We start from the raw sequence: 22090 nt of genomic DNA on the forward strand, positions 1-22090 counted from the left end.
GCTACGCAAAACCAATTTCAATTTATCGTGTAAATAGCAATTAAGCGGCCAGAATAAAAATGATACGGGGAGGTAAATCATAAAATCACGATTATTACTTATCACATAATTAATAATAAAACTCGAAGATAACGCCTACGTTCTGAGAGAAGCAATTAGCAATATGGATGTGATGAATATGTTATATACGGTTATATTTTATAATAGAAATTAATGCACTGTCATCGTCAAAAAAAAGAATAATCCCAAAATACTCAATGCCATACCCCATGCGGTTAAAAGATGATGCTGTGACAGCGAGGCAGCCACATTCGCACATACCCCCTTAAGAACCCACAGAGAACAAAGCCCACAGGCTGAGATAACAAACCACAGAGTAAGGCTCGCTGTATAAATATGGATAGTTGGACTAACCCCATAAATACCGAGAATAATAACTACAAGAGATAATTTGCCTAACATTGTAATTCCGTCTACAACAAATTTATTCCTAATAAAATAATAACACGTAAATTTCTATATTATAGAACCCCGAAAAAGCAAAGTGTATCTTAATATTTCATTTAATAGGGTAAATTAAGCGATATTTTAAGAAAAGGATTAATCACAGCGTTCACTATTCCTAAAATAATTAGGAAATATAAAATTCTTTATCATAACTTTCCCAGTAATATTTATTGCTTTGCATAATTACATTAGCTGCAAACAAGTCGCACCATACTGGCAACTAAGGTTGCCATAAATCTGCGATACAAATCCTCGACAGTAGCGCTTTTATTCAGGCTAATTGCATACACATTTAGCCTCCATGTGGTAGATTCACCTATTCAAAAATCAAAATACAGCCACTTATTCCACACTCCGTACGGACTGTCATGAAATCCATTGCAAATCACCATCTGCTATTGATGCTAATTTTACTGGTAGCCGTCGGTCAGATGGCACAAACCATTTATATCCCGGCAATCGCTGATATGGCGATTGCGCTCAATGTACGTGAAGGCGCCGTTCAGGGTGTAATGGCGGCCTATTTACTGACCTATGGCGGCTCTCAGCTCATCTACGGCCCTATCTCCGACAGAGTCGGGCGCCGCCCGGTGATTTTACTCGGTATGGCTATTTTCATGCTGGCAACGATACTCGCCATCTTTGCTCAAAACCTGCACATTTTAGTCATCGCGGGCGCGTTACAAGGCGCGGGCACAGGGGTTGCCGGCGTTATGGCACGTACGTTACCGCGCGATCTGTATGAAGGCCAGCCTCTGCGCCATGCAAACAGTTTGCTCAATATGGGAATTCTGGTCAGCCCATTACTGGCACCTCTTATTGGCGGCATGCTGGATACACTCTGGAACTGGCGCGCCTGCTTTATTTTCCTGCTGCTATTATGCGGCGGCGTCGGTATCAGCATGCTGCTCTGGATGCCTGAGACGCGGCCTAAAGATGCGCCACGCACCCGCTTGATTTCCAGCTACCGCACGCTGCTGGGAACACTGCCGTTCAATTGCTACGTTCTTATGCTGATTGGTGGTCTGGCTGGAGTGGCTGCCTTTGAGGCCTGCTCCGGCGTCCTGCTTGGTAGCGGGCTTGGGCTGGATAGTTTCTCCGTCAGTATTTTATTTATTTTACCTATACCCGCTGCATTTCTCGGCGCATGGGTCGCCGGGAGACAAAACAAGCGCTTTACCACTATGATGTGGCAGGCGGTAGTGAGCTGCGTCGCTGCTGGCTTAATGATGTGGATACCGGGATGGCTGGGGGTGATGAACGTCTGGACGCTGCTTGTGCCTGCTGCGCTGTTTTTCTTCGGTGCAGGTATGCTATTTCCGCTGGCCACCAGCGGCGCGATGGAACCCTTTCCTTTCCTGGCAGGCACTGCGGGGGCGCTTATCGGTGGCCTGCAAAATATTGGCTCCGGTACGCTGGCGTCCTTTTCCGCAGCGCTGCCACAAAGCGGGCAAAACAGTCTGGGTATGTTGATGACCCTGATGGGGCTACTTATTCTGGTCTGCTGGCTGCCGCTATTCCGCCGGGAACAGCGTCTTAAGCAGGCGATTTAATCCTGCTGCGCCAGCATCCTCATCAGCAGAGCCGGCGAGCGCCGCTGGCGAATTAAATCACGCATAACGCGCATGGCGGGCGCGCTGTGGTTGAAAAAAGCGCGATAGCCTTCGCACAGCGCGCTTTTCGCGTTTTTATCACGATGTTTTGGACAGTCGCCGCCGCAAAAACGCAGCACATCGCAACCCTGGCATTCCTCGCTAAGCGTCTTACTTTTCGCTTCACCAAATGCCCGCGCCTGCTGGCCTGCATTTAACGCTATCAGCGGCGTTGTATTCAGGTTCCCCAACCGATATTCAGGATAAACATAGTGATCGCACTGATACAGTGAGCCATCAGCCTCCAGTGCGAAAGCATGTCCGCAATTTTCACTAAAAACGCACATTTGCGATGGCTGGCCGCACCACACGCCCAGCGTAGAATCAAACTGCTGTACAAAGATGCGACCGATATCTTCCCGTACCCAGATATCGAAAATACGCGTTAAGAAATGTCCCCACGCAATAGCATCAACCGACTCCACGGTTAACTGGCCCTGCTCGTCTCGCTCAACTAAGGGAATGAACTGCAAAAACGGCGTACCTAACCCTCGTAGATAGCGCCAGACTCGCTCAGGCTCATGCACATTCGCTGCGCTGACAACCGTGAGTAGATTAAACGCTACGCCGTATTCTTTAAGTCTGGCCAGCACCCGCACCACGCGCTCGTGAGTGGGCTTCCCGGAGCGACTGAGTCTGTATCTATCGTGTAACTCGGCGGGTCCATCCAGAGATACGCCGACCAGCCAGTTCTCCTGACGTAAAAAGCGACACCAGGCCTCATCCAGCAGCGTTCCGTTGGTTTGCAGGCTGTTGCGAATAGTTTTACCGCCGGCATAGCGCTTTTGTAGCGCAACAGCGCGCTGAAAGAACGAAAGCCCCGCCAGCGTTGGCTCACCGCCCTGCCAGGCAAATTCCACCTCATTGCCGGGTTGGGCGGATATATGCTGCCGGATAAAGGCCTCCAGCGTCTTCTCATCCATCCTCGGCTGGCGCGGTTTTTCAATATAAAAACAGTAACGGCAATCCAGATTACAGCGCGAGCTGGCGGGTTTCGCCATAACATGGCAACCGGTCACTATGTCATTCCCCCTAACAAAATGAGCCGTTGGATATGTGAAACGGCAAACAGCAGCGCTAAAAACAGCACCGCCAGCGCAATCAATAATTTCGCCCTCACAACGCGCGGCAGGGCGAAATCCTCAATCACAATATCCATGAGATTGCGCTGGCGCGCATAGCTATAAACCAGCGGCACCACCAGCGCTAAAATCACCACGGAGACCCAAAATAACGCTCCCGCCTGATACCAGGCGTGACGCAGCGCCAGCGCCAGCAGCGCGCCATATCCCATTAAGGTGCGCAGCCAGGCGAGAGAAGTACGTTCAGGCTGTAGACCCGGATCGGCGAGACGACGAGCCCGACGGCTATCCGCCATAAACAACCAGCATAATCACTACGGCTACCGCAGCCGCCATGGCCACGCTGATAAACAGCAGCGTCCACGTATAGGGCAGGTCTTGTTTCAGGCGCATCGCCTTTTCATTACGCAGCCAGCGCAAATAACCATAAATTGCCAGCATCCCGGCAAATAAGCACAGCAGCAGAGAAACGCTTTCCCGCACTATCGGCGTCGCCAGGTTTGGCGCGAGCTGGTCCAGCCCAACACCAGCGGCTAAAAAACCTAACGCGGTGCGTATCCAGGCGAGAAAAGTACGCTCATTCGCCAGCGAAAAACGGTAGTCCGGTGCTTCGCCAAGCCGGGATATTTTCATGCCTTCTCCTCAGCGGATTTAGCGCTTTCTTTCGAAAGCGCCTGCCCATCAAAATTTTTGTTTCTTATCTTCCACTTTTACACCCTGGGTCGGCAAGCCGGTATCATAATCGCGAACTACCGGCGAGTAGCCATCTTCCGGACGCGGCCGGAAAGATCCCATCCAGCGCGGCTGCGCATTCAAGCGCCACGGGCGACACGACCATTGATAAGTACGGAACGGATCGCGAATATAATCCATATAATTTAACAGTTCATCATGCAGCGCGTCGCGCTGCGCCGCATAGTGCGGGTCATCAATCAAATTACGCATTTCCTGCGGATCTTCGTGACGGTCATATAGCTCATCGCTGGTAAACAGATTTAGCACCAGTTTGAAACGATCCGTCACCCAGCAGCGTACCGGAATAAAACCGCCAAAGCTGTCATGTTCGATTTCATAGCGGTTAAACTCCACCATCACCCCGCGATCGCCGCTAATGTCGACAATATTTCCGCCCGGCAGGATATCCGGTGGCGTAATACCGGCAAGCTGCATCATCGTTGGCAGTACATCAATATGGCTGACCGGCGTATCGACCTGCTTCGGCGCCTCCTGCCCCAGCGGCGGGCGGAAAATAAGCGGAATACGCGTAATATCGTCGTACATCGCAGCACCTTTGCTGATGAGGCGATGTGCCCCCATCATTTCACCGTGATCGGAGGTATAAATTACCCAGGTATTTTCACGCTGTTCTGGCGTCAGCGCCGCAACGACGCGCCCAATTTCGTCATCCACAAAGTCATTACAGGCGAAATAGAGCGGGTGGTGATAATGGCCGTCCTCACCAACCGGAGAAGGCATCGCCTGCGCCCATAAGCGGTGATGTTCTGGTTTATCTTCCAGGCTATCGCGCGCTTTCTCACCTAGGTCGTAGCGGAAATCCTGATATTTTTCAAGATACTCCGGCGGGCAGGTAAACGGATGATGCGGTTCATCATAAGAAACCACCAGCAGGAACGGAGAGTCCTGATTGTTACGCTGCGCCAGGAAATCTACCGCGCGATTACTGATGCGATGCGCCCAGGTAAAAGTTTTATCGATATGATTTTCACGCAAATCTTCAATGGTATTCAGGCCGTTGCGCCATAGCCCAATTTCACGCTCGCTGAGTTCTGCCAGATAATTCGCGCCGTCATACCAGTAATCAGGGTCCCACTCTTCCGGGCAAACGCCGGTGCCGAAATAATCATGTCCGTCGAGATGCCATTTTCCGATATAGCCCGTGTGATAGCCTGCATCCTTAAAATAGCGCCCCATGGTTGAGATATTTTTCCCCGGTGCGACATTATTGGTCCACGGTCCAGATTGATTCGCATAGATCCCGGTAAACAGCCCCGCGCGAGCGGGGGTGCAGACTGGCGTGCAGGTATAGGCTGAATTAAAACGAATACCTTCTTCCGCCAGCGCATCGATATGATCGGTGTTAAGGGGCTTACCGCTGTAGCAGCCCACCATATTAGTGGCCTGAGTATCGGTCATAATAAACAGGAAGTTAGGGCGAGCCATTATTTCTCCTTAACGTCTGAGGCGTAAACGATGGGCGCTGCGCGTTTGGCGCGAATACCGCTATAAATGAGATAAACCACTACAGCGGCCACAATGAGATAACAAATAATTGTCAGCATATGCGTTGGGTAACCCCCGAACTGTGCCAGACCTGCATACACGCCAATCATGGCGAACAGCACGCCCAGTGAGGCGATTTTAGTATGACGCCAGGGATTCATATCGACAGCGAACGCATCCTGGAAGCGGAACGCAGTGTCCCGAGGCTTTAACCAGCCTATAAGCAGCATTAGCGCCACATTTATACAGAAAGTAATAAACAAGACATACAGGAAGTGAATGTGGATATTTACCAGATAGTTAATCACGATATAGCTAACAATCCCGAATAGCAGCGCTGCTTTGGCCGCAATAGCCGGGATGCGCGGGAAGAAGAACCCCATAATGACAATGGTCACTAACGGTACGTTGTAGATACCATTAAGCTGTTTCATCCATGAATAAAGCCCATCCGGCGCGTTTGCTATCCACGGCGCCACCAGCACAGAAACTACCGCAACAACCAGACCAAATAGGCGCCCTACACGAACAAGCTGCGTGGAAGAGGCATTCTGGTTAATGATCCGGTTGTAAATACCCAGGCTAAACAGCGTACAAGCGCTATTCAGAAATCCACAAAACGCACTGATAATCGCGCCAAACAGCACGGCGCTAAAGAAACCGACCAGCGGCAGCGGCATCACTTTATTGATTAAGGCGGGATAGGCCATATCCGCTGACGGAAGATCCTTAAACAGATGGAACGCGATGACGCCCGGCAGCACTAAAATTAAGGGGTCAAGCATCTTAAGCACCGCAGTCATCAACGCGCCCTTCTGCCCTTCAGCCAGGCTCTTTGAAGCCAGCGTACGCTGTACAATGCCCTGATTGGTACACCAGTAAAACGTGTTGACTAAAATCAAACCGGTAAGCGCAGCGCCCAACGGAACGGGATCGTTAGCTCCCCCCACGGAGTTCAACATTTCGCTGTGGCTGGTGGTTAGTTTATCAATGCCCGCCGACAGGCTACCGTGCCCCATCGCCATCAAGCCAAACAGCGGTACCATCAACCCGCCGATCACAAGCCCAATACCGTTAATGACATCGGCAATGGCGATTGCACGCATGCCCCCGACCACGGCGTACAGAATGCCAGAAATCCCAAGGACAATGACCATTGCCCAAATCGCCGCATTTTGAGAAATACCGAAAGCTTCCGTCACATGAAACATACTGTTAAAAGCCAGAGAACCGGAATACAGCACGATTGGCAGGAAACAAATTCCCGTGGCTATCAGAAAACAGCAGTCAACAATGATGCGCGTCGTTTTGTCATAGCGCTCTTCAATAAAATCAGGAATGGTGGCGATACCGCGCTGCAAATAGCGGGGTAAAAAAATCAGCGCCAAAAAAATCAGCGGGATAGCGGAAATGACCTCCCAGGCCATAACGGACATGCCGCTACGGTAGGCCTGCCCGGTCAGCCCAACAAGCTGTTCCGTTGATAGGTTGGTTAACATTAATGAAGCCGCGATTACCGGTGCTTTCAAAGAGCGTCCTGCTAAAAAGTACCCCTGCTGAGACGCGGTATCCTGTTTTCGTAATTTCCACCAGGTAATCACAGCCACCAGCAATGTAAAGGCGATAAAGCTCACTATTTGTTGAACATTCATTTTATTGTCCCTTAGGTATTCTTTTGCCCCGGCCTGAATCAGATACAGAAAATAGTGCGGCCGGCCCTCTGGCTGTGACTTTTATTCAAATAGAGGTTTCCCCGAAAACGAAGTCTGTTAGATTTCTCTTCAGGATGGATTGCATCATTCTCCGGTGGAGGAATGAAATGAATGGAAAAACCAGGGTTTTAGATGTAAAAAACGAAACCACATACAATATTCCGCTGGTTCTTGAAGAAAGTGTGATCTCAAGCGGGTTAGCGCTTATCTCCCTGTGGCATACCCGGGCGGATAATCAATATCATGTCATCTGGCCGCGTGATAAAAAGAAACCGCTTATCGCCAATTCATGGGTGGCTATTTATACGGTCCAGGGCGTGGGAAATATTACGCTACAGGACGATGCCGTCATCACGCTGAACGGTAACTGCGTTATCTTCCTTAAGCCTACTGATATTAAATCCTACCACTGTGTCGGCCTTATTTGGGAGCAGTACTGGATGGAGTTTGTGCCGACGGGTTTTATGGAAATTCCCCTTTCGCAACCGACGATAATTTATAACGGCGATACGTTTAACCGCGAACTGGAGCACGTCGAAGCGTTAATCCGTAGCCCAATCCCGATGGAAAATAATCTGGCGGTCGCATCGCTCACGCATATGATTTACCAGTGGGTATGTCTGATTACGCGACACGGCACCCGGGAACCGCGGTTGATTCAACTGGAGAAACTGCTCTCCACATTGCATGCAGACTTACAGCGCCGCTGGACGGTAAAAGAAATGGCGGGCGCTTTACAGTGTAGTGAGCAATATTTACGCCGCCTGTTTTTACGCTATACGGGGAAATCGCCAAAAGAATACTATTTAGATGCCAGACTTGAGCTGGCGCTGTCGCTGCTGCGCCAGGAAAGTCACAGTGTAAGCCAGGTTGCTGATATGCTGAATTTTTTTGACACGTTTCACTTCAGTAAAGCGTTTAAACAAAAATTTGGGTTTTCGCCCTCCCAAGCACGGCGCCGGGCTGGCCCCGATCTAATCTGATATAAAGAACGGTAAAACGCGCGCCGCGCTTTTCAGACATGATGTCTCCGGCATAGCCGGGTTACCAATGCAAAATTCGCAATCGCTTCCTGCTATTACGCCGCTGCTTACTGCCGGTTACCGCCCAACCTCCCCACTTTTCTTTTGCAGTTCTGTACACGCGTTGAGCAAGAGCGATTAGCGCGACGCTAGTCGTGCCGCTGGCCCCCCTCATTCGCACCTATGAATGGCAGCATCATTATTTATAAGGGGCTCACCCATAAAAAAACCCTGCCGAAGCAGGGTTTTTTTCATTTACGCAGTACCGTTTACTCTTTAGGGCCACGGTTAGCGCGACGACGATCGTTTTCCGTCAGATGGCGTTTACGCAAACGTATGGACGTCGGCGTAACTTCCACCAGCTCATCGTCATCGATAAACTCCAGCGCCTGCTCCAGCGTCATTTTAATCGGCGGAGACAGCGTAGTCGCTTCATCCGTACCGGATGCACGCATGTTAGTCAGCTTCTTACCGGTCAGGCAGTTAACGGTGAGGTCATTAGAACGGCTGTGAATACCGATAACCTGGCCTTCGTAAACTTCAGCGCCGTGACCGAGGAACAGCTTACCCCGATCCTGCAGGCTATACAGAGCGTAAGCGACCGCTTTACCCTGACCGTTCGAAATCAGTACGCCGTTCTGGCGCTGACCAATTTCACCCGGACGCACATCGTCATAATGGCTGAAAGTAGAGTACAGGAGGCCGGTACCCGAGGTCATCGTCATGAAATCGGTACGGAAGCCGATAAGCCCACGGCTTGGAATAATGTAGTCAAGACGAACGCGGCCTTTGCCATCCGGCAGCATGTCGCGCATTTCGCCTTTACGCAGACCCAGAGCTTCCATCACGGAACCCTGATGCTGCTCTTCGATATCCAGCGTCACCTGCTCGAACGGCTCCTGCTTACGGCCATCGATTTCGCGGAAGATAACTTTCGGGCGGGACACTGCCAGCTCAAAGCCTTCACGGCGCATATTCTCGATAAGAACCGACAGGTGCAGTTCACCGCGGCCAGATACGCGGAATGCATCCGGATCTTCCGTCTCTTCTACGCGCAGCGCTACGTTATGCACCAGTTCTTTGTTCAGACGGTCCAGAATCTGACGAGACGTCACAAACTTTCCTTCTTTACCGCAGAATGGCGAGGTGTTCACGCAGAAATACATAGAGACCGTCGGCTCATCAACGGACAGCGGAGGCAATGCTTCAACCGTCGCCGGATCGCACAGCGTGTCTGAGATATTCAGCTCGCCCAGCCCGGTAATCGCGATAATGTCTCCTGCTTCTGCAGAAGCAGATTCAATACGCTGCAGGCCCATATGGCCTAATACCTGAGTGACTTTCCCGTTACGACGCTTGCCTTCAGCATCAATAATCGTCACCTGCTGGTTAGGTTTCACCACACCGCGCTTGATACGGCCAATGCCGATTACGCCAACGTAGTTGTTATAATCCAGCTGGGAAATTTGCATCTGGAACGGGCCGTTCGGGTCAACGTTAGGCGCTTCAACGTGCTTAACGATGGTTTCAAACAGCGGTGTCATATCATCGGCCATGTTTTCATGGTCAAGACCAGCGATACCGTTCAGCGCAGAGGCATAAACAATCGGGAAGTCCAGCTGTTCGTCCGTTGCACCCAGGTTCACGAACAGATCGAAGACCTGATCCACAACCCAGTCAGGACGCGCGCCGGGGCGATCGACTTTATTGATAACGACAATAGGCTTCAACCCGTTAGCAAACGCTTTCTGGGTTACGAAGCGAGTCTGCGGCATCGGGCCATCCATTGCATCAACAAGCAGCAGCACAGAGTCGACCATCGACATGACACGTTCTACTTCACCACCGAAGTCGGCGTGCCCTGGGGTGTCTACAATGTTAATGCGGTAGTCACGCCAGTTAATTGCCGTATTTTTTGCGAGAATGGTAATCCCACGCTCTTTTTCCAGATCGTTGGAGTCCATGACTCGCTCGGTAAGCTCATTACGCTCACCGAAGGTGCCAGATTGTTGCAGCAGCTTATCAACCAGGGTGGTTTTACCATGGTCAACGTGCGCAATAATGGCGATGTTACGCAGATTTTCGATCACAACTTTGCCTCAGGCATTAGAAATAGCGCGTTATTGTACACGTATTAATCGAAGGACTGAACAGATCACAGAAAACCTTTACCAACAAGATGACAGTTTAGGGTTTGTGATCGCTTTCACGAAGCGTCAAGAGACACCGAACTGCCGAATCGCACCAAATTGGTGCTACACCGTTAGCGTTGCGCACCATGTTGGTGCAAAACGCTAACGCAGGGCGTTTCTCTTGCACGATGACGCGCATAATAGCGCTTTTTTAGGGAATATTAAAAGTTGGCATAGTTTTCGCTTCTATTTTTCTATAAACCCAGCCCGGGAGAACTCCTGGCTAACAGGGTTTGGCTCCCTCGCTACCGCGAGACAATAACAAATCCGGGAGAGTAATTTATGTCCGTTGAACATGTCCTGACGCTGCTGAATGAACATGAAGTTAAATTTATCGATCTGCGCTTCACTGATACGAAAGGAAAAGAACAGCACGTGACGATCCCCGCGCATCAGGTTGATGCGGACTTCTTTGAAGAAGGGAAAATGTTTGACGGCTCCTCTATCGGCGGCTGGAAAGGCATTAATGAGTCCGATATGGTGCTGATGCCGGATACCTCTACCGCGGTTATCGATCCATTCTACAAAGATTCTACGCTAATCCTACGCTGCGATATTCTCGAACCGGGTACGCTGCAGGGTTACGATCGCGACCCGCGCTCAATCGCCAAACGCGCGGAAGATTACCTGCGCAGCTCAGGCATCGCCGATACCGTCCTCTTTGGGCCAGAGCCTGAGTTCTTTCTGTTCGACGATATTCGTTTTGGCACTTCGATTTCCGGCTCCCACGTTGCAATTGACGATATTGAGGGTGCCTGGAACAGCAGTACCCAATATGAAGGCGGCAACAAAGGCCATCGCCCGGCGGTGAAAGGCGGCTACTTCCCCGTGCCGCCAGTCGATTCTGCGCAGGATATCCGCTCAGTTATGTGTTTAACGATGGAAGAGATGGGACTGGTGGTTGAGGCTCATCACCATGAAGTCGCCACCGCAGGCCAGAATGAAGTCGCGACGCGTTTTAACACGATGACCAAAAAAGCGGACGAAATTCAGATTTACAAATATGTGGTGCATAACGTGGCGCATCGCTTTGGCAAAACGGCTACTTTCATGCCAAAACCGATGTTTGGCGATAATGGCTCCGGGATGCACTGCCATATGTCTCTTTCCCGTAACGGCAATAATTTGTTCGCGGGCGATAAATACGCAGGCCTTTCTGAAGACGCACTCTTCTATATTGGCGGGATTATTAAACACGCAAAGGCGATTAATGCCCTGACGAATCCGACGACCAACTCGTATAAACGCCTGGTGCCAGGCTACGAAGCACCGGTGATGCTCGCCTACTCTGCGCGTAACCGCTCCGCATCAATTCGTATTCCGGTCGTCGCGTCGCCAAAAGCGCGTCGCATCGAGGTTCGTTTCCCGGACCCGGCCGCTAACCCTTATCTGGCATTTGCCGCGCTGCTGATGGCAGGGCTGGACGGCATTAAAAACCGTATCCACCCAGGGGATGCGATGGACAAAAACCTGTATGATCTGCCGCCAGAAGAAGCCAAAGAGATCCCTCAGGTGGCAGGCTCATTGGAAGAAGCGCTCCATGCGCTCGATAATGACCGCGAATTTTTGACCGCCGGTGGCGTCTTTACTAACGATGCCATTGATGCCTATATCGCACTTCGGCTTGAAGAAAACGATCGCGTTCGTATGACGCCGCATCCGGCTGAATTCGAGCTTTACTACAGCGTTTAATCACTTTTTAGCGCAGCGGCTCTCCTTATATAATTGCCCGCTGCGCCGTTTTCGATGCCGTGGAAGTATTGGCCCATCTTTTGATGGGCTTTTTTCTCTGTGCTACCGCAGAATGACTCAGCAACAGGGTATGAAGGCTGTTCGTACCCGTTACGACGACGCAGCAATCACTTATAATGCACTCTTTTAGTGCAACCGGAGAGACGCAATGGCAAACGGCGTCCAGCCCGACGCGGGGCAGATCCTAAATACTTTGTTAAACAGTATCTTGCTGGTCGATGACGCATTGGTGATTCATTATGCTAATCCCGCTGCGCAGCAAATGCTGGCCCAAAGTACGCGTAAAATTTACGGCACACCGCTTCCAGAGCTATTGAACTACTTCTCACTGGATATTGCTCTCATGCAGGGCACTCTAAAGCAGGGCCAGGGATTTACAGATAATGAAGTCACGCTGGCGATAGATGGTCGTTCTCATATCCTCTCGCTCACGGCCCAGCGCATGCAGGACGGCCTTATTTTACTTGAGCTGGCGTCGATGGATAATCAGCGGCGACTTAGCCAGGAACAGTTACAACAGGCTCAGCAACTGGCGGCCCGCGATTTAGTGCGCGGGCTGGCGCACGAAATTAAAAACCCGCTCGGGGGCTTACGCGGCGCGGCTCAGCTTCTAAGTAAAGCACTCCCCGATCCTTCGCTGCGTGAATACACGAATGTGATTATCGAGCAGGCGGACCGATTGCGTAGCCTTGTCGATCGTCTACTTGGCCCCCAGCGGCCGGGGCAGCACATCACTGACAGCATTCACAAAGTACTGGAGCGCGTGGTTAAACTGGTATCACTGGAATTGCCGACCAATATCACATTAGTGCGCGATTACGATCCGAGTATGCCTGAATTGGCGCACGATCCCGACCAGATAGAACAAGTGATGCTGAATATTGTACGCAATGCATTACAGGCTCTTACGCCAGATGGCGGTACCATTACACTCCGTACCCGTACCGCCTTTCAGATAACACTACACGGAGAACGCCACCGTTTAGCAGCCCGCATTGATGTCGAAGATACCGGGCCTGGCATTCCGCCGTCGCTTCAGGACACGCTATTTTATCCCATGGTCAGTGGCCGCGAGGGCGGCACCGGGCTGGGGCTTTCCATCGCACGCAGTCTGATCGATAGACACGCCGGGAAAATTGAGTTTTCAAGCTGGCCGGGGCATACCGCCTTTTCAGTATTTTTACCCATCCGTAAAACGAGGTTTTTATGCAACGAGGAATAGTCTGGGTCGTTGACGATGACAGTTCCATCCGCTGGGTACTGGAGCGCGCACTCGACGGCGCAAATATACGCAGCGTCACTTTTGAAAACGCCGCTGATGTGCTTGAGGCCCTGGCGACACAAACGCCCGACGCGCTGCTTACGGATATACGGATGCCAGGAATGGATGGCCTGACGCTCCTCACGCACATTAAGCAACGGCATCCGATGCTACCGGTCATCATAATGACTGCGCACTCAGATTTAGATGCCGCAGTCAGCGCTTATCAGCAGGGAGCATTCGACTACCTGCCAAAACCGTTTGATATTGATGATGCTATCGCGCTGGTAGAACGTGCAATGAGCCACTATCAAGATCAACAGCAGCCCAGAACGCCGCCCGTCAGCGATCCAACGACGGATATCATTGGCGAAGCACCCGCAATGCAGGACGTATTTCGTATTATTGGCCGATTATCTCATTCATCCATCAGCGTATTAATTAACGGAGAGTCCGGAACCGGAAAAGAACTGGTCGCGCACGCGCTGCATCGCCATAGCCCGCGCGCGAGTGCGCCGTTTATCGCACTCAATATGGCGGCTATCCCGAAAGAATTGATTGAATCAGAGCTTTTTGGTCACGAGAAGGGCGCTTTTACCGGAGCCAGCCAGATTCGCCATGGTCGGTTCGAACAGGCGAACGGCGGCACTTTATTTCTGGATGAAATCGGCGATATGCCATTAGACGTGCAAACGCGTTTACTTCGCGTTCTGGCGGATGGGCAATTTTATCGCATAGGCGGCTACGCACCGGTAAATGTTGACGTACGCATCATCGCGGCCACGCACCAGAACCTTGAACAGCGCGTTAGAGAGGGCCAGTTTCGGGAAGATCTTTTTCATCGTCTGAATGTTATTCGCATTCAATTGCCGCCATTGCGCGAGCGCCGGGAGGATATACCGCGTCTGGCGCGGCATTTTTTACAAATCACCGCTCAGGAACTGGGAGTTGAGACGAAACAACTGCATCCGGATACAGAAGTGGCGCTAACGCAGCTTTGTTGGCCGGGTAATGTCCGCCAGCTTGAAAATACGTGTCGCTGGCTAACGGTAATGGCCGCCAGCCAGGAAGTACTGGTGCAGGATTTACCACCAGAGCTTTTTAGTAGCGTACCGGCAACGGCCTCTTCTGTACCCTCATTATCTGAAAGCTGGCCTACATTATTGGCCCGCTGGGCAGAGCAGGCGCTGCACAACGGTCATCAGGATTTACTGGCGGACGCTCTGCCGGAAATGGAGCGTACATTACTCACTACCGCGTTACGTCATACGGGCGGCCATAAACAGGAAGCCGCACGCCTGTTGGGCTGGGGGCGTAATACTTTAACGCGTAAGCTAAAAGAATTAGGAATGGAATAGCCCTCGCAATTCTGTATAAAAAAACGTCCACCTTATAAAAATTGCTGCTATTTTGCGCTTTACACAAGTAAGGGGTGAAGTATGATCGGGCGCGTTAATGCAGGAGAGACGCTATGCTGGAATCACTAATACACTTGGCGGCAGGCGGCGCAGATGTCGGTGCAGCGGCCGGTCATTCGCCACAGGCCGCTATTGCCGCACTACTTTGCGCGGCGCTGGTTAACTTTTTTAGTTAACCGTATTGAGAACCGGGCCAAAACTAAATCCTGGCCCGGTCACGTTTAAATTACGCGCGAATATTTTTGTAGCTGCGCTTTACGCCGCAGATAAATATCAAAACACATACAGATATTGCGGATCAGCAGCCGCCCTTTTGGCGTAACGCGTATTGCCTGGTCGCTTAATTCCACCAGCCCATCCTGCGCCAGTGGGGCCAGCAGCGCCATATCTTCCGCGAAATAGCGCTGGAAATCTAATGCCCACGGCGCTTCAATCTCCGCATAATCAAGGCTGAAATTACAAATAAGCGCTTTGATAACATCGCGACGAATACAATCATCACGCGTAAGCGTTAAGCCACGCCATAGCGCATTCCCGTTATCTTCAACTTGCTGATAATAGGAATTCAGTTCCTTCTGGTTTTGCGCATAACTATCGCCCAGCATGCTAATGGCCGAGACGCCTAATCCAAGGAGATCGGTATCGCCCTGCGTGGTATAACCCTGGAAATTACGATGCAATACGCCATTGCGCTGAGCCACGGCTAATTCATCGTCCGGCCGGGCAAAATGATCCATCCCAATAAACTGATAGCCCGCACCGGTCAGCGATGAAATGGTATTTTGAAGAATATCCAGTTTTTGCGCAGCCGACGGCAAATCTTCATCTTTGATTTTTCTTTGCGCGGCGAACAGATTCGGTAAATGGGCGTAATTGAAAACGCTAAGCCGATCGGGGCTGAGTTGCGCAACCCGGCTTAGTGTAAAAGCAAAGCTTTCGGGCGTCTGCTTTGGCAGACCGTAAATCAGGTCGATATTGGTGGAGGTAAAGCCTAATTGCCGCGCCCGCTCGATCAGCGCAAAAATGAAGGCTTCATCCTGCTCGCGGTTAACCAGGCGCTGAACTTCTTTATTAAAATCCTGAACGCCCATACTGATACGCGTAAAGCCTTCCTGCTTGAGGAGATCCAAAACATCCAGTTCAATTTCACGCGGATCGATTTCAATAGAAAGCTCGGCGTCATCATTAAAGTTGAAATACGTGCGCAGGAGTTTCATCAGGCGCGTAATTTGCGCTTTGCTTAAATAGGTGGGGGTGCCCCCACCCCAGTGCATCTGGCTAACGTGGCGATCGGTAAACAGCTTCGCCCGCTGGACAATTTCCTGTTCCAGCACGTCCAGATAGCGATCGGCTTTATGCTGCTGGCGCGTTACCTGCTTATTGCAGCCGCAAAAGTAGCAAAGCTTATGGCAAAAAGGGATGTGCACATATAACGATAACGGCCGGGAAGGATACCGCGCGGCAGCCTGTGCGAATTCAGCGTCACCAAAATCTTCTGAGAATTCAAGAGCTGTGGGATAAGAGGTATAGCGAGGGCCGGAATAATTATATTTTTGGATCAGCGCTAAATCCCAATCGATGAGTTGTTCAGACATATTTACTCCTTACTGCGACGCCGTTTTGCCGTAAAGCGCATCGGCGGCGTAGCGCCCGAAGCTCGAACAAAAAAGCGATTAAGCAGCCTGTGCTTTCGGCGCGACAGGCGCTGTAATTTTATTAGTAACCACGCCAGATAACATGTCACCGGCACGACAATAATCACGACTCCTGGCATAGCTTTTAGTCAGACTTATCCCTTGAGCAGACGGAAAATGTCATCGCCCTGCTGCGTGGTCTCTTCACCTTCTTCATCGTCATCCCAGGAGATACCAAGCTGCTGCATAAGCGCATCAATTCTATCGAGCTGCTTATCTAACCAGCGTTGTTCTTCTTCAGAGATAGCTTCACCGCCCTCAATGCGCTCCAGCAGCGCATCCAGGCGTTCATCGCTCTCCAGCTTGTCCAGCTCCTCACGCGGCGACAAGGCGGGTGTGGTGGATTTAGGGCGAGAAGGTGCTACAGCGTTATCATTGCCCAGGGCAATCGGTTTTTTACTTCCGATGCGCGGATCCGCAACCGACGCTGCGCGATTACTATTACCTTTCTGCGCAGCCCCCTCAGCACGACTGCCCGCGCGATTTCCGCTACGTTTTTTTTGGCGTTTACGTTCACGCCCTTCCTGATTAAGTTCTTCGCGCGTTGGGCGACGACGAGCTTTTGTGGGGGTTCTACCGCGAGGAGAATATTGTTGCGTCATGAGATGTCATCTTAAGGCGTTGCCATTTTGAACAGTATATACCGATTGGGCGCCAGTCTACAGCGTGGCGGCCAATGTAGCTGCCCCAGGCAGCCCACTGGCGCGAAATCTAGCAGAAAGCGCATAAAGAAAAAAGGCGACAGATTAACTGTCGCCTTTATTAGACTCATTACTCAAACGAGTCAGACAATCCATGTACGCTATCGACACCCCTGTCTATCCCTTAGCAGTAACACGTCCTGGTTATGTCCTTTTCCTTTTTATGCGTATCCAAACGCCCGCCATCCTGGCTTTCTTCCCTGCTCCTCGACATCCAGTCGCTCCTGAGCACCGTTTGTGGCTTCCTGCCTGTGACACGTACTTTACGCTTATCCCTTACGTTCACAAGGCCATCTTCCGCTGTTTATTTATGACAGCCGGCAGCATATCTAAATTAATCCTTATAAATACAATAGGTAATAATGTTCAATCCCGTGCGATAACCGCAATCTCCACCGACTGCTATAGCAAATGTCTCACAGCGCCTTGCGATTCCGCCTCACTTATCCCTCAGGATGAATCGCCAGGTTTTCCCTGTAATTCAGGTATAATCACCAGCAGTGCACATCCTTAATTTGGAGACAATCATTTTGACCACCTGGAATTACCATCTCACGCATTTTGTGACTAGCGCGCCAGACATCCGCCATTTGCCTGCCGATATTGGTACAGAAGTCGCATTTGCCGGGCGTTCAAACGCTGGTAAATCCAGCGCGCTGAATACATTAACCAATCAAAAAAACCTTGCTCGCACCAGTAAAACACCGGGACGCACACAATTAATCAACCTCTTCGAAGTTGCTGAGGGTAAGAGGCTGGTTGATTTACCGGGCTATGGCTACGCCGAAGTTCCTGAAGAGGTAAAGCGAAAGTGGCAGCGGGCGCTCGGTGAATACTTACAAAAGCGCCGCTCTTTGCAGGGGCTGGTGGTGCTAATGGATATTCGCCATCCAATGAAAGATCTCGATCAGCAGATGATTTTCTGGGCGGTTGAGAGCCAAATTCCGGTGCTGGTATTGCTTACAAAAGCCGACAAACTGGCATCCGGTGCACGAAAAGCGCAGCTCAACCAAGTGCGTGAGGCGGCAATCGCGTTTAATGGAGATGTACAGATTGAAATGTTCTCTTCGCTGAAGAAAATGGGTATCGATAATTTACGTCAGAAGCTGGATACCTGGTTTACTGAGCGCGTCGTTAGCGAAGAAAATATTGCTGAAGAATAAGGCTACCAGGCTTTTTTCGCAGTATGAAACATGTTTGCTTTATTGTTACATAATCCCGCTGGGAGCGTTTTATTCTCCTGTAACGTTACCAGCAATCCCACTGCGTGTATTTTTATTGCTTAAGGGCTGCAAACACCCGGTTTTCCAAAGAAGGACCACCGGTTTCGCACGTCAGAATGAGCCCAAAAGTTCTAAAAAACCATGGCCCATTGCTTGGTTCAAAATCAAAGATAATAACGCAACGCCGTGAATCTCTACGCTTACAGAATGTGGCTTTAAGCTGCCAAAAAAAAACGCCCCGGCCATTTCTGACCGGGGCGGCTAAACTATTCAGCCAAATCCGATTACGTGAAGTAAAAGGTCTGAAAGATAGAACATCTTACCTCTGTACCCTACGCCAAGTAATGTACTCTTTTTTTTAGGCGCGAAAAAGCACTTTTTGTAATTTATTGCATTTTTTGCATTTCAAAACCCTATCAACTTCACAAAAATTTGCGTCTAAAAAGGCCTTTTGCTTAATTTTTATTCACTTTTAATGCGCTTCATCCCAGTTATTACCACTGCCAACTTCAACCAACAATGGCACATCCAGACGCATACTATTTTCCATTAATAAATGGAGTTTTTTAACTACCCCATCCAGGCTGTCTTTATGAACTTCAAATACTAATTCATCATGAACCTGCATAATCATTTTTACCGGCGGGCGTTCATCTTCAAGCCATTGATCAACGGCTATCATCGCTTTTTTAATAATATCTGCAGCCGTACCCTGCATTGGCGCATTGATTGCCGCTCTCTCAGCCGCCGCGCGCCGCGCGCCGTTCGTCGCATTAATATCAGGTAACCAAAGGCGACGCCCGTCCAGTGTTTCAACATAGCCTTTTTCTTTTGCCTGCTCGCGAGTGCGCTCCATGTATTCACGAACGCCAGGATAGCGTTCAAAATAAAGATCCATGTATTTTTGCGACTCTTTGCGCGGAATATTCAATTGACGCGATAATCCAAACGCGCTCATCCCATAAATAAGCCCAAAGTTTATCGCTTTGGCGCGCCGCCGCTGTTCTGCAGTAACCTCTTCAAGTGGCAAACTAAATACTTCAGCTGCTGTAGCCTGATGAATATCCTTACCCTGCGCGAATGCATCCAGTAGCCCTTTATCGCGGGATAAGTGCGCCATAATGCGCAGTTCAATTTGTGAGTAATCTGCAGAGACAATCAGACAATCTTTGGAGGCGATAAATGCCTGACGAATACGTCTTCCCTCTTCACTGCGCACGGGAATGTTTTGCAAATTAGGATCCGACGAAGAGAGACGCCCGGTTGCGGTAACCGCCTGATGATAGGACGTATGAACACGTCCTGTTTTAGCACTGATCATTAACGGCAATTTATCGGTATAGGTCGACTTTAGTTTCGACAATCCACGATATTGCAGAATAACTTTAGGCAGCGGGTGGTCCAGCGCAAGCTCTTCCAGCACCTCTTCTGACGTAGATGGCGCCCCTCCTGGCGTTTTCTTTAACGGCTTTATCCCCTGCTTTTCAAACAGGATAGTCTGCAACTGTTTCGGGGAAGATAGATTAAAGGGCTCACCCGCAATTTCATGCGCCTGCTGTTCCAGCTCAACTAAACGCTGCGCCAGTTCCTGTGAGTGCGCATGCAGTACGGCAGGATCAATTTTCACACCGTTACGCTCAATGCGTGAAAGTACAGGCACCAGCGGGATTTCTAATTCATTGAAAATATTTAACGGGCCAGGCTCTTTCTCTAATTCCGGCCACATTTTCAGATGAAGCTGTAGCGTAACATCCGCATCTTCAGCCGCATAGCGGCCCGCCTGCTCAAGGTCGATTTGATTAAAAGTAAGCTGCTTTTTGCCCTTACCGGCAATTTCCTCAAAAGTGATGGTCTTATGATTTAGCCAGCGGCTTGCCAGACTATCCATATCATGACGACCAACGACGCTATTAAGCAGATAGGATTCCAGCATCGTATCGAAAGCTATACCGCGTAATTCAATATCGTAATTATCCAGAATGCCGCGATCGTATTTAAGGTTCTGGCCTACTTTTAGGGCGCTCTCATTTTCTAAAAGCGGCTTCAACAACGCCAAAACACGGTCGCGATCGAGCTGCTCTGGAGCATCGGGATAATCGTGAGCAACGGGTACATAGGCTGCCTGCCCTGGTTCAATAGCAAAAGATAGCCCAATAAGGTTCGCACTCACATTGTCCAGGCTATCGGTTTCAGTATCGAAAGCAAAAAACGGTGCCTTTTCCAGTTGTTTTATCCACGCGTTTAGCGTTTCTTCATCCAGAATCGTGACGTAATGTTCATCCGCCAGTACGCGACCAACTTCTACTTTTGCTGCTGTTTCTGACACTGGCACCGAAGACGCCGGTGCCTTTTTTACCTTCGCATTCAGCCACACGCCCGACGCCACATCAGCCGTCCAGCGTTTAAATTCATATTTTTTAAATAGTGCCAGCAACGCTTCTGTTTCTGGCGGTTGAAGCGCAAGGCTATCGCAGTTTAGCGCCAGATCAACATCAATTTTGATTGTCGCCAACTGATAAGAAAGCCGCGCCATATCTTCATTGGCCTGCAATTTTGCTGCCATTGTTTTGGCACCACGGAAGCTAAGTTCGGCTATTTTTTCAGGATTTGCATACAGTACATCCAGACCGCCCAGCCCCTGCAATAGTGCCTGTGCCGTTTTCTCACCCACGCCAGGAACGCCGGGAATGTTATCGGATGAATCGCCCATGAGTGCCAGGAAATCAATAATAAGCTCGGGAGGAACGCCGTATTTAGAAACGACTTCATCGGGCCCCAACACCGTATTATTCATGGTATTGATAAGCGTAATCGATGGCGTTACCAGCTGCGCCATATCTTTATCACCCGTGCTTATTAGCACGTGGCGGCCAGCTTGCTCAGCTTCCCGGGCAAGTGTACCAATAACATCATCAGCCTCAACGCCAGGAACAACCAATAAAGGGAGGCCCATTGCTTTGACCATTGCATGAAGCGGCTCAATTTGAGCACGTAAATCCTCCGGCATTGGTGGCCGATGAGACTTGTAGCTTTCAAATAGCTCGTCGCGAAACGTTTTTCCCTTAGCGTCAAAAACCACGGCCGCATGCGTAGGCTGAAACTGCATCAGCAGGCTGCGCAGCATATTCAGCACACCATACATCGCCCCTGTAGGCTCGTTTTCACTATTGGTTAGCGGTGGAAAGGCGTGGTACGCCCGATAAAGATAGGAAGAGCCATCAACTAAAATAAGAGGATTTTCTGGGATCTGAGCCATGATCGTTCGCGCCTGCATTATCTAACTGTTACCTAAAGGATGCCACATGCAGCAGGTAAACTCGACGTTTTCCCTAAATCACAGCAAAGCATTCGATCACAGCTCTCGACCAACGCCTTCTCTGTGGATAACTTTGTGAACAAAAAGGTGCAAGATTTCCCCCTCAAAATCACAATAGAAGAAAAAAAGACAAAAATTATTATTTTTCAATAAGTTAATGAGCACACTCTTTAATTGCGTATTAATTTACCCGATCATTGCTATTGTGGATATAAATGATTTTATTACTCCATTTTCCCTTATTTTATAGTTAATAATCATCAATCCCCTCTGCCACCGCTTTTGCGCTCATCTTCATTCCGCGTTTCTGATAGTAT

At 50.1% G+C, this 22090-nt stretch carries 16 protein-coding genes; 7 read left to right on the forward strand and 9 right to left on the reverse strand.

Annotated features, from left to right (window positions below; genetic code table 11):
• The first annotated feature begins 875 nt into the window (after positions 1–875).
• Positions 876–2060 (forward strand): multidrug efflux MFS transporter EmrD, encoded by a 1185-nt coding sequence (emrD, locus tag SFA31_RS03165; RefSeq protein ID WP_322836668.1) that lies wholly within the window; start codon positions 876–878, stop codon positions 2058–2060.
• On the opposite strand, the gene SFA31_RS03170 is transcribed toward emrD, so the two are convergent.
• From SFA31_RS03170 to SFA31_RS03190, 5 genes are read right to left on the reverse strand one after another with little or no spacing between them, the layout of a single operon-like run.
• Positions 2057–3160, reverse strand: coding sequence for an anaerobic sulfatase maturase (locus SFA31_RS03170; RefSeq protein WP_322836669.1), 1104 nt, complete (start codon positions 3158–3160; stop codon positions 2057–2059). The two genes, emrD and SFA31_RS03170, sit on opposite strands and share 4 nt — an antisense overlap.
• Positions 3161–3177: 17 nt before the next feature.
• A complete protein-coding gene (locus tag SFA31_RS03175) occupies positions 3178–3537 on the reverse strand; it encodes a DUF202 domain-containing protein (RefSeq protein ID WP_322836670.1) in 360 nt (119 codons plus the stop codon).
• Positions 3527–3874: a YidH family protein gene (locus SFA31_RS03180; RefSeq protein WP_322836671.1), complete on the reverse strand. Its 348-nt coding sequence runs from the start codon at positions 3872–3874 to the stop codon at positions 3527–3529. The genes SFA31_RS03175 and SFA31_RS03180 overlap by 11 nt, the downstream gene beginning before the upstream one ends.
• Positions 3875–3922: 48 nt before the next feature.
• Positions 3923–5422: a sulfatase-like hydrolase/transferase gene (locus tag SFA31_RS03185; protein WP_322836672.1), complete on the reverse strand. Its 1500-nt coding sequence runs from the start codon at positions 5420–5422 to the stop codon at positions 3923–3925.
• A complete protein-coding gene (locus SFA31_RS03190) occupies positions 5422–7134 on the reverse strand; it encodes a solute:sodium symporter family transporter (protein WP_322836673.1) in 1713 nt (570 codons plus the stop codon). The genes SFA31_RS03185 and SFA31_RS03190 overlap by 1 nt, the downstream gene beginning before the upstream one ends.
• Positions 7135–7301: 167 nt before the next feature.
• On the opposite strand from SFA31_RS03190, the gene SFA31_RS03195 reads away from it, so the two are divergent.
• Complete coding sequence (locus SFA31_RS03195) at positions 7302–8177, forward strand: helix-turn-helix transcriptional regulator (RefSeq protein ID WP_322836674.1); 876 nt, start codon at positions 7302–7304, stop codon at positions 8175–8177.
• Between the two features lie 308 nt (positions 8178–8485).
• Here the strand turns inward: SFA31_RS03195 and typA are convergent, their stop codons facing one another.
• A complete protein-coding gene (typA, locus tag SFA31_RS03200; protein ID WP_322836675.1) occupies positions 8486–10306 on the reverse strand; it encodes a ribosome-dependent GTPase TypA in 1821 nt (606 codons plus the stop codon).
• Between the two features lie 384 nt (positions 10307–10690).
• On the opposite strand from typA, the gene glnA reads away from it, so the two are divergent.
• The 4 genes from glnA (at position 10691) to SFA31_RS03220 (ending at position 15015) form a co-directional block, all read left to right on the forward strand.
• Positions 10691–12100 (forward strand): glutamate--ammonia ligase, encoded by a 1410-nt coding sequence (gene glnA / locus SFA31_RS03205; RefSeq protein WP_322836676.1) that lies wholly within the window; start codon positions 10691–10693, stop codon positions 12098–12100.
• Between the two features lie 208 nt (positions 12101–12308).
• The gene (glnL, locus tag SFA31_RS03210; RefSeq protein ID WP_322836677.1) at positions 12309–13382 is read left to right on the forward strand and encodes a nitrogen regulation protein NR(II); all 1074 of its coding nucleotides are present in this window, start codon (positions 12309–12311) and stop codon (positions 13380–13382) included.
• Entirely contained in the window at positions 13367–14779 is a 1413-nt protein-coding gene (gene glnG / locus SFA31_RS03215; RefSeq protein ID WP_322836678.1) for a nitrogen regulation protein NR(I), read from the forward strand. The genes glnL and glnG overlap by 16 nt, the downstream gene beginning before the upstream one ends.
• A 113-nt stretch (positions 14780–14892) precedes the next feature.
• Complete coding sequence (locus SFA31_RS03220; protein ID WP_322836679.1) at positions 14893–15015, forward strand: YshB family small membrane protein; 123 nt, start codon at positions 14893–14895, stop codon at positions 15013–15015.
• A gap of 45 nt (positions 15016–15060) precedes the next feature.
• On the opposite strand, the gene hemN is transcribed toward SFA31_RS03220, so the two are convergent.
• Together hemN and yihI are read right to left on the reverse strand one after the other, a co-directional pair.
• Positions 15061–16434 carry an oxygen-independent coproporphyrinogen III oxidase gene (hemN, locus tag SFA31_RS03225; RefSeq protein WP_322836680.1) on the reverse strand — a complete coding sequence of 458 codons (1374 nt, stop codon included), beginning with the start codon at positions 16432–16434 and terminating at the stop codon, positions 15061–15063.
• 194 nt (positions 16435–16628) lie between these two features.
• Complete coding sequence (yihI, locus tag SFA31_RS03230; protein WP_322836681.1) at positions 16629–17135, reverse strand: Der GTPase-activating protein YihI; 507 nt, start codon at positions 17133–17135, stop codon at positions 16629–16631.
• Between the two features lie 629 nt (positions 17136–17764).
• On the opposite strand from yihI, the gene yihA reads away from it, so the two are divergent.
• Positions 17765–18397 (forward strand): ribosome biogenesis GTP-binding protein YihA/YsxC, encoded by a 633-nt coding sequence (gene yihA / locus SFA31_RS03235; RefSeq protein WP_322836682.1) that lies wholly within the window; start codon positions 17765–17767, stop codon positions 18395–18397.
• A 532-nt stretch (positions 18398–18929) separates the two neighbouring features.
• On the opposite strand, the gene polA is transcribed toward yihA, so the two are convergent.
• Positions 18930–21713 carry a DNA polymerase I gene (gene polA / locus SFA31_RS03240; protein WP_322836683.1) on the reverse strand — a complete coding sequence of 928 codons (2784 nt, stop codon included), beginning with the start codon at positions 21711–21713 and terminating at the stop codon, positions 18930–18932.
• Positions 21714–22090: the final 377 nt, after the last annotated feature.

The organism is Erwinia sp. HR93, assembly GCF_034555055.1.
GTDB lineage: Bacteria > Pseudomonadota > Gammaproteobacteria > Enterobacterales > Enterobacteriaceae > Apirhabdus > Apirhabdus apintestini.

Excerpts from the sequence above, each read along its gene's own strand:
- emrD (WP_322836668.1), top strand. The coding sequence starts at position 876 with ATGAAATCCATTGCAAATCACCATCTGCTATTGATGCTAATTTTACTG.
- SFA31_RS03170 (WP_322836669.1), bottom strand. The coding sequence starts at position 3,160 with ATGGCGAAACCCGCCAGCTCGCGCTGTAATCTGGATTGCCGTTACTGT.
- SFA31_RS03175 (WP_322836670.1), bottom strand. The coding sequence starts at position 3,537 with ATGGCGGATAGCCGTCGGGCTCGTCGTCTCGCCGATCCGGGTCTACAG.
- SFA31_RS03180 (WP_322836671.1), bottom strand. The coding sequence starts at position 3,874 with ATGAAAATATCCCGGCTTGGCGAAGCACCGGACTACCGTTTTTCGCTG.
- SFA31_RS03185 (WP_322836672.1), bottom strand. The coding sequence starts at position 5,422 with ATGGCTCGCCCTAACTTCCTGTTTATTATGACCGATACTCAGGCCACT.
- SFA31_RS03190 (WP_322836673.1), bottom strand. The coding sequence starts at position 7,134 with ATGAATGTTCAACAAATAGTGAGCTTTATCGCCTTTACATTGCTGGTG.
- SFA31_RS03195 (WP_322836674.1), top strand. The coding sequence starts at position 7,302 with ATGAATGGAAAAACCAGGGTTTTAGATGTAAAAAACGAAACCACATAC.
- glnA (WP_322836676.1), top strand. The coding sequence starts at position 10,691 with ATGTCCGTTGAACATGTCCTGACGCTGCTGAATGAACATGAAGTTAAA.
- glnL (WP_322836677.1), top strand. The coding sequence starts at position 12,309 with ATGGCAAACGGCGTCCAGCCCGACGCGGGGCAGATCCTAAATACTTTG.
- glnG (WP_322836678.1), top strand. The coding sequence starts at position 13,367 with ATGCAACGAGGAATAGTCTGGGTCGTTGACGATGACAGTTCCATCCGC.
- SFA31_RS03220 (WP_322836679.1), top strand. The coding sequence starts at position 14,893 with ATGCTGGAATCACTAATACACTTGGCGGCAGGCGGCGCAGATGTCGGT.
- hemN (WP_322836680.1), bottom strand. The coding sequence starts at position 16,434 with ATGTCTGAACAACTCATCGATTGGGATTTAGCGCTGATCCAAAAATAT.
- yihI (WP_322836681.1), bottom strand. The coding sequence starts at position 17,135 with ATGACGCAACAATATTCTCCTCGCGGTAGAACCCCCACAAAAGCTCGT.
- polA (WP_322836683.1), bottom strand. The coding sequence starts at position 21,713 with ATGGCTCAGATCCCAGAAAATCCTCTTATTTTAGTTGATGGCTCTTCC.